The organism is Frankia sp. AgB32, assembly GCF_023243045.1.
Classification (GTDB): domain Bacteria; phylum Actinomycetota; class Actinomycetes; order Frankiales; family Frankiaceae; genus Frankia.
The window spans coordinates 1-8,743 of the sequence record NZ_JALKFX010000092.1 but is presented as its reverse complement, the minus strand read 5'-3'; the positions used below and the strand labels follow the sequence as shown (position 1 = coordinate 8,743).

Sequence of the window (8,743 nt, the reverse complement as noted above, 5' to 3'; positions counted from 1 at the left end):
CGCCCACCCGGGCTCTCGATGCGCGGCACACGGGGGCGGCGGCGGCCGGGCGCCCGGCCGCGGACCATAGCCGACGCTACTCCACGGACCCTTTTATGTCTCCGCTCCGGTGACGTAAAGGACCGATCCCGCGAAGGGCGGCGGACCGGGACGCGCGGCGGGCGGCGGGTGTCTGGGATGCTCGACGGGTTCCATCCATGCGTCCACCCTCGCGGCGGCCGATCGCTGCCCACGACGAGCGAACAGGAGCCGACGCCGACATGAGCATCGACCCCGACCTGCTGAAGATCCTCGCCTGCCCGGTCGACAAGGGGCCGCTGGAGCTGAAGGACGGCTGGCTGGTCAACCCGCGACTTGGCCACCGCTACGAGGTCCGCGGCGACGTCCCGATCCTGCTGCGGCCGGACCACGTGGACGCCGCGGAGGCCCGCGCCGGTCGCGCGGTTCGCTGACCGACCCGGTCGCGGCGGCGGCGTGAGCCGGCCGCGCACAGACGAATGGGGCCCGAGGAGATTTCCTCGGGCCCCATCGCGTGTGCCTGCCACTACCGGGCTGTTACTGCCAAGGCTGTTACTGCCGGACTGTGGTCACTCCCGGCCGAACTGCTCCCGCAGCCGGCGCAGGGCTTCCTCGTCGATCGCCGAGGGCGCCTGCTCGGACTGCGAGGTGTAGGAGGACGGTGCCGCCGCGGCGGCGTCGGCCTCCTGCGCGGCACGGATCTGGGCCTGGTGAGCCTCGAACCGCGACTGCGCCTCGCTGTACTGACGCTCCCACTCGGCCTGCTGCTCCTCGAAGCCCGGCAGCCACTCGCCGGTCTCGGGGTCGAAGCCCTCGGGGTAGACGTAGTTGCCCTGCTCGTCGTACTTGGCTTCCATGCCGTACTGGCTCGGGTCGAACGCCTCGCCGTCGACCGCCAGCCCGGCGACCTCGTTGGCCTGCTTGAGCGACAGGCTGATCCGGCGCCGGTCGAGGTCGATGTCGATCACCTTGACCAGGATCTCGTCACCGACGTTCACGACCTGCTCGGGGATCTCCACATGCCGCTCGGCGAGCTCGGAGATGTGGACCAGGCCCTCGATGCCCTCGTCTACCCGGACGAACGCACCGAACGGCACCAGCTTCGTGACCCGACCCGGCACGACCTGACCGATCGCGTGGGTACGGGCGAACTGACGCCACGGGTCTTCCTGGGTGGCCTTCAGCGACAGCGAGACGCGCTCGCGGTCCAGGTCGACGTCGAGAACCTCGACGGTGACCTCCTGGCCGACCTCGACCACCTCGGACGGGTGATCGATGTGCTTCCAGGACAGCTCCGAGACGTGCACGAGGCCGTCGACACCGCCGAGATCGACGAAGGCGCCGAAGTTGACGATCGAGCTGACGACGCCCTTGCGGATCTGACCCTTGGCGAGCTGCGCGAGGAACTCGGAGCGCACCTCGCTCTGGGTCTGCTCCAGCCAGGCACGCCGCGAGAGCACGACGTTGTTGCGGTTCTTGTCCAGCTCGATGATCTTCGCCTCGAGCTCCCGACCCACATACGGCTGCAGGTCGCGGACCCGGCGCATCTCCACGAGGGAGGCGGGCAGGAAGCCACGCAGGCCGATGTCGAGGATCAGACCGCCCTTGACGACCTCAATGACGGTGCCGGTGACGACACCATCCTCGTCCTTGAGCTTCTCGATCGTGCCCCAGGCGCGCTCGTACTGGGCGCGCTTCTTGGACAGGATCAGACGGCCTTCTTTGTCCTCCTTCTGGAGGACAAGGGCCTCGACGTGGTCGCCGACACTCACGACCTCGTGCGGGTCGACATCGTGCTTGATCGACAGCTCCCGGGACGGAATCACGCCCTCGGTCTTGTAGCCGATGTCGAGCAGCACCTCGTCCCGGTCAACCTTGACGATGATGCCGTCAACGATGTCCCCATCGTTGAAGAACTTGATCGTCTTGTCGACTGCAGCGAGGAAGTCTTCGGCAGAGCCGATGTCGTTGACCGCTACCTGGGGTGTGGTGTGCGAGGTGGTCACGGTCTCCACGGGTCGTACGTCGGTGGTGCTCGTCAAGGGGTCGGCTCCGACTGAGGGTGGTCGTCCGCGCGAGGGCCGGATCGAACCGCCGGGACCGAGGGACAGATACAACGCGCGAAACGAAGAAACTGTCAGAACCGATAACGACGCTCGAGTGGATCCGCTCGGTCTGAGACCCACGGACCCTCGTGCACAGACACGAGTCTAGGGACGGGGGTCGGGGGTGGTCAACGGGAGTTGGCGCCAAGACGCTCGCGGCTCGCGACCGTGGTCACGCTACGCAGACACAAGGAGCCCATAAGTAGCCATATCCGACCGTCCGTCCTCCGCGCCGACACGGTTGGCCGATCACCCCCTCCGGCGATCACCCGGCCGCGACCCCGCACCCTCACGCTCCGATCCGCCAAGCTCACACAGCACGGCCAGATCAATGGCCACATTCCGGATGTGTACCGATTTATAGGGGTCTGTGTCCGGACGGTGAGGGTGACCGCGATGTCCCGGGCCGACCGAACCATGGGTCACCCCACGACGGGGGTGGCGCCTGCGGTCAGTGACCGAGCTACCCGGCCGTGTGATGCTCACCACTCGACGGCCTGTCGGTTTCAGCGCCGCCGTCGATCGGCGCGCCGCCCGGGCCTCCGGTGGGACCCGGCCGCTGCCGGGTCACCCGGGTCGGCTCGACCCGCGGGCCCTGCGGGCCCCCCGCGACCGGCGGCCGCTGCCAGGCCCGGGGAACCCAGCCGCGCTCCGCGTCGCCGGGCACCGACCGGCCCGCGCTCACCGCGGTCTCGCGCGGATCAGCCGGACGACCTGTTCCACTCCAGCCGGCGGACCGCGCCACGGTCCCCGCGGACCGGGACGGCAGGGGCACCGTCGGAGTGTCGACGAGCGGAGCTCCGCCGCCTGACGTTCCACCGCCCGGTGAGGAGGCGACGGGCACGGCCCCGGAGTGCGCGGCGGCGCCCGGCACCGCGACGGCGACGGGGTCGACCCGACCGCCGCGGCGCCGCGCCACCCAGGCATCCACCCGGCGCGCCCAACCATGGGAGAGCCGGATGGCGGGCCGCTCGACGAGCCGGTTGGTGATCGTGGCCAGAACGATCGTCAGTCCCAGGACAATCGCGAGGAACTGTCCGTACGGGATCTTCCACAAGGTCCAGCCGCTGTGCTGAAGGACCAGGTCGATCGCGGTCGTGTGCCACAGGTAGACGCCATACGAGATCGTCCCCAGGAAGACCATCGGCCGGCTGGCGAGCAGTGGCCGGACGATTCCGCGGTCCGGACGGCCGAACACCGCGGGCAGGAGCAGGAACAGCGCGAACAGTCCGTAGTACAGGTGCCGGTTCATGTCCTGCAGCCGGTCGGGAACAAAGATCGGCGCCAGCGGCAGGTCGGCGTGCCTGGCCGACACCCAGTAGAAGAACGCGGCGACGGCCCAGCAGGCCGTACCGGAACCGGGCAGCGACGCCCAGCGGGGCTGGCGGTCGAGCTGGGCGTACCGCGCGGAAAGCACGGCGAGCGTCATCCCCATGGCGAACAGGTCCCACCAGACCGGCAGCCACACGCCCCAGCCGCTCAGCCAGCCCGACCTGTGCGGAATGACCAGGTAGTGCACGAGTTTCGAGGCGAGAAAGGTCACCGCGAGCGCGGCCAGTTCCACCCGGACCTGGGATTCGGCCGGGCGCCGGCGCCGGCCGAGCAGCCACGCGTAGGCGGGAACCGCCAGGTAGAAGGCCACTTCGATGTCGAGGGTCCACGCCTGGGTGAGCCCCTGGATGGCCCAGCCGGCGTGGTAGCCCTGCACGAGCAGGCCGGTCTGGAAGATCCCGGCCAGCCCGTGCACGCCGACCCGGTCGTCGCTGACGACGTTGAGCGTGACGGCGAGCGCGAGCCAGTAGAGCGGAAAGATCCGCATGAACCGCCGCACCAGATACCCGGCGGTGGGCGCCCCACCGGTCCCGTTCAACCGGGCGGCGACGAAGGGGCGGTAGAGCAGGAAACCGGAGATGAGGAAGAACACCGCGACGCCGGCCTCGGCGCGGGCGAAATAGGGGCCCGCGGAGCTGTGCAGCGTGATCCCGGCGGGAAAGGACGAGTGCACGACGACAACCATGATCGCCGCTATCGCGCGTAGTCCGTCGAATCCGGTGAAGACAACCTTCGGCGGACGCCGGACGGTCGGCTGCCGAGGATCAGGAATCGAGGTGGTGCCGACCGCTCCGCCAGTGGCGTCGCCAGACGACCGGGACAGCAGATGATCTGTCACTGAACGGGTGCCCAAAGATACGCAGTGTCCGGCACACGAAAAACGTACCAGCGGCCTCGGGCTTGTCGCATCGCGCCCCCGTTCCTGGTAACCGCGTCGCATGCCGGGGACGTTCGATCCCGGGGACACGATCGGGTCCCCGCGTTGGCGCCGGCCCGCCCACCCGGTCGGGACCGCCGTAGGGCTCGCCGGATCCGCCGGACGAGGGTACGCCCCCCGGGGGTGTTCCGGAGGTGCGCCCGGGCCTCGACCGTAGCCACTCGGCCGCCGCGGTGATCGCGACGGCCGCCAGCAGCACCAGCGCCGGCTCGGCCGCCGCCCGGAACCGGGTCGTCCCGTAGACCACCAGCGTCGCGAGGCTGAGGGTGATCGGCACGGCGACCAGGGGCAGGGTGGCGACCCGGCGGCGACGCAGCACGACCACGCCGGCGAGCGCCGTCGGTTCCAACAGCCACAACGTCACCATTCCGGCGGTGCTCGGCCCAGGCGGCCGCAGCTCCACCTGGTCGAAATGGATCTGCTGCCAGGGGTGGTAGAACCCCCAGGTGCGGCCGAGGCGGGCCGCCGCCACCACCGGGAGGCGGTCGGAGTGGGTGCGGATGTAGTCGGCCGCCGCGTCCCGGTAGAACACGTCCCGCTCGGAGCGTTCCAGTGGCGGTTTCGGCAGCGCCCGCGCGCAGTCGTACGACCACCAGCCGAGCTGGGGGCCGGCGTAGGTGGTCGGGCAGTGGGTGACCGCGAGCGTCGAGCCGAGCCCGGTGGACAGGTACTCCGGCTCGCGGAAGCGCTCCAGGTTGTAGGCGACCCACGGCGCGATGGCCAGCGTGCAGGTCGCCGCGGCGACGGCGAGCAGCGCGGCCCGGCGACGCCAGGACGCCCGCCGGGCCAGCCCGACCAGGGGCACGACGAAGGTCAGGGCGAGCAGCGCCAGCTCCGCCCGGGCGAGCATCACCGCCGCGAGCGCCAGCCCCAGCCAGGCGGCGTCGGACATCCGCCGGCGATCCACGAACCGGAATCCGGCCAGAATGATGCACGAACAGGCCAGAATTCCGGTCGTCTCCGACATCACCAGCGGGTCGTTGAGCCACATGCCGGGGTAAACGGCGGCGAGGCCGGCCGCCACGAGGCCGGTCGCCGGGCCGGCCATCCGCCGTCCGGCCAGGGCCACCACGACGATCGAGCAGACCCCCAGCAGGCAGGAGAAGACCTGGTGGGACACGAAGCTGGTGAAGCCGAGCAGCGAGGGGACCGCGAGCAGCGCGCTGGTCAGCGGCGGGTGCTGCGCGTCGGCGATGTAGCGGCCGGTCTCGCGTAGCTCGTAGGGATCCGGCCACCCGCGTCCGCTGGCGAACAGGTTCGCCGCCTGGTGGTAGTAGTACGCGTCGCCCAGCGCCACCATCGGGTGCAGCCAGTGGAACAGATAGAACATCCGGACGCCGAAACCCAGCAGGCACAGGGCCGCCAGCCACAGGGGCCACCGCGAGGGCCGGGCGACCACCGTCCGACGCCCGCGCCCGCCGGGCCCCGCGGGCATTCCAGGCACCCGGAGCAGGCCGCCCGCCCCGCCACCCGTACGAACCGACGACCCCACCGTCTGTGGGTACCCCGCCGTGGTCTCCGACACGGGCGGAAGGTACCAACGTGCTGGTACCCGGCACAGAGCGCGTCCCTCATCAAGCGCGCAAACCCACCGCGCGTGCACTGTCCCGTGGCGCTGCGATTAGCCTTTCCGCTCGGATGCATCGACGCGGTCGGGGCACTCCGTGATCCGTACCTGACGGGGCGTCGCGCCCGTCGGGCGAACCGACCGACGACAGACCCGTCCGACATCACCGGGCGGTGATCGAGGTGCTCCGCGACCGCTGAGGAGGGACCAGGCTGAGCAGCAACGATGCCGATACCGTCCCGCTCGCCTCGGGAGGTCGTCCCCGCCAGCAGGCCGGTGAGCAGCCGGCCGACACCACGCCGATCCTCACGCGCGGCGGCGGGGTCCGGCCGGGTTCGCCCGCGCAGGCCCGGCGTCGGCCGCCCGCGGACCGCCAGCGCCCGCGCCCGGATGTGGACGCGTACCAGCAGCGTCCGGTGACCCGCACCGGACAGGCCGCCCGGTACGACCGGCCGGCCCGGTACGACACGGCCGTCGGCGCGCGCCGGTTCGAACCCGTCGCCCCGCGGTTTCCCGGCCGGCCGATGCCGCACCCGTCGGACGAGCCACCGCAGCGGGCGCGTTCCCCCCGTCCCCCTCGCCCGGAGGACGACCTCGACGCCACCGGTCCCGTTCTCGCGGCGCTGGGTCACCTGCCCGCCCTCGACGGGTTGCGCGCGTTCGCCGTACTGGCGGTCATCGCCTACCACGCCGGCATCTCGTGGATGCCGGGTGGACTGCTCGGTGTCGACACGTTCTTCGTGCTGTCCGGCTTCCTGATCACCGGCCTGCTGATCACCGAGTACCGCAACACCCGGCGCATCGACCTGCGCACCTTCTGGATCCGCCGGTCCCGGCGGCTGATGCCGGCGCTGCTGGTGCTGCTGGTCGGCGTGGCGGCCTACGCCCGGTGGATCGCCGCGCCCGGCGACGTCGGGACGCTGCGCCTGGACGCGCTCTCGACGCTGCTCTACGTGGCGAACTGGCGGTTCGCGCTGTCCGACCAGAGCTACTTCAACCACTTCTCGGCGCCGTCGCCGCTGCTGCACACCTGGTCGCTGTCGGTCGAGGAACAGTTCTACGTCCTGTGGCCGCTGGTCGTGTTCCTGCTGATGCGGCACAGCGCGCGCACGGTGGACCGCTGGCGCCGCCAGCGCCAGAAGGCCCAGTCCCTCGCGCTGACCATCGCCGTGCTCGGCGCGGCGGCCTCCGCGGTGGTCGGTCTCGTCCTGCTGACCCGTGGGACGGACACCTCGCGGATCTACTACGGCACCGACAGCCGGTCCCAGGCGCTGCTGGTGGGCGCCGCGCTGGCGGTGTGGCGGGGCCAGCGGACGAAGCCGATCTCGGCGCGGGCGCGCTCGGTCCTGTCGGTCGTCGGCTGCCTGGCGGCGGTGACGCTGCTGGCCGTCTGGACGACGGTGAGCGGCCAGAGCCGGCCGCTGTACGAGGGCGGCTTCCTCGGGGTGGCCATCGTCGTGATGGTGCTCGTCGCGTCGATCGTGGAGGCCCCGCGGGGGCCGCTCGCGCGGGCGCTGGCCTGGGCGCCGTTCACGTTCATCGGCCGGATCTCGTATGGCCTGTACCTGTGGCACTGGCCGATCTTCCTGACCCTGACGGCCACCCGGACCGGCGCGGACGGGGTCGTCCTCCTGCTGCTGCGCCTCGGCGTCACGCTGGCCGTCACCCTCGCGTCGTTCCACCTGGTGGAGAACCCGATCCGGCGAGGTCGGGTGCGGCTGCCGAAACCGCGACTGACGGTTCCCGCCACGCTCGGCGCGGTGCTCGGGGTCCTGCTCCTGGCGACCGCCGGCACCCCGGCATCCGTGCGCACGCCGGCCCAGCTCGAGGCGTTGGCGCGGCAGGCGGCGGCCGACCCCCAGCCGGCGGTCGCGGTGCGGGCCGGCGGGGCGCCGATGAAGGTGCTGCTGGGCGGCGACTCGGTGGCACTCACCCTCGGCTTCAGCGACTTCTCGACGATGGCCGCCGCGCAGGGCATGGAGATCCACGACTACTCGATGCTCGGCTGTGGGATCGCCCGCAACCCCGAGCGGCGGTTCCAGGGCGAGGTCGGGCCGCCACCCGCGGGCTGTGACCAGTGGCCGGAGCGCTTCGCCAAGCGGGTCGACGAGGTCAGACCGACCATGGCGATGCTGCTCGTCGGCCGCTGGGAGATCACCGACCAGCTGCTCAACGGCACCTGGAGGCACATCGGCAACGCGGACTACGACGCCTACCTCGGCCGCGAGCTCGACCTGGCCATCAACACACTTGGGGCAAAAGGGGCGAAGGTGGTCCTGCTGACCGCCCCGATCTTCAAACCCACCGAGGCGTCGGACGGCAGCATCTTCCCGGAAACCAAGCCCGAGCGGGTCCTGCGCTTCAACGTGCTGCTCCGCGCGGCCGCCGCCCGCCATCCCGGCACCAGCGTCATTGACATCACCCCCATTCTCACTCCGGGTAACAGGTACGTCGACGACCTGGACGGCGTGCGCCTGCGCGACGACGACGGCGTGCACATCACGAATGGGGGTGCCCGCCGGATCGGCACGGCGATCATTCCGCAGCTTCTCCGGATCGCCCAGGCCCCCGGCGGCAACGGCCAGCCAGCACAGGCCGCCGGACCGCCCGCGACCGCCCCGCAGGCCGCGGGAGCGGGACCCGGATGACCCGCCCGGTTTACCTGGCGCTAACCTTCCGCCCAGTACCGGGTGGTCTACAGGAGGATCGTCGTGCCGCGTGCGTTGATTACCGGGATTACCGGGCAGGACGGGTTGTATCTGGGTGAGTTGCTGGTTGCGAAGG

At 71.0% G+C, this 8,743-nt stretch carries 5 protein-coding genes; 2 read left to right on the top strand and 3 right to left on the bottom strand.

What is annotated here, in order from left to right:
* Positions 1–260 precede the first annotated feature (260 nt).
* Positions 261–452, top strand: a complete 192-nt coding sequence (locus MXD60_RS21615) for a Trm112 family protein (RefSeq protein WP_248821163.1) — start codon at positions 261–263, stop codon at positions 450–452.
* A gap of 135 nt (positions 453–587) precedes the next feature.
* Here MXD60_RS21615 and rpsA read toward each other — a convergent pair whose 3' ends face one another.
* The 3 genes from rpsA to MXD60_RS21600 all read right to left on the bottom strand — a co-directional run bounded on the left by rpsA (position 588) and on the right by MXD60_RS21600 (position 5,827).
* Positions 588–2,060, bottom strand: a complete 1,473-nt coding sequence (rpsA, locus tag MXD60_RS21610) for a 30S ribosomal protein S1 (RefSeq protein ID WP_248821162.1) — start codon at positions 2,058–2,060, stop codon at positions 588–590.
* 526 nt (positions 2,061–2,586) lie between these two features.
* Positions 2,587–4,293 carry an acyltransferase family protein gene (locus tag MXD60_RS21605; protein ID WP_248821161.1) on the bottom strand — a complete coding sequence of 569 codons (1,707 nt, stop codon included), beginning with the start codon at positions 4,291–4,293 and terminating at the stop codon, positions 2,587–2,589.
* Positions 4,220–5,827, bottom strand: coding sequence for an ArnT family glycosyltransferase (locus MXD60_RS21600; protein ID WP_248821160.1), 1,608 nt, complete (start codon positions 5,825–5,827; stop codon positions 4,220–4,222). The genes MXD60_RS21605 and MXD60_RS21600 overlap by 74 nt, the downstream gene beginning before the upstream one ends.
* A 548-nt stretch (positions 5,828–6,375) precedes the next feature.
* On the opposite strand from MXD60_RS21600, the gene MXD60_RS21595 reads away from it, so the two are divergent.
* Positions 6,376–8,607 (top strand): DUF459 domain-containing protein, encoded by a 2,232-nt coding sequence (locus tag MXD60_RS21595; RefSeq protein ID WP_248821159.1) that lies wholly within the window; start codon positions 6,376–6,378, stop codon positions 8,605–8,607.
* The last annotated feature ends 136 nt before the right edge of the window (positions 8,608–8,743 follow it).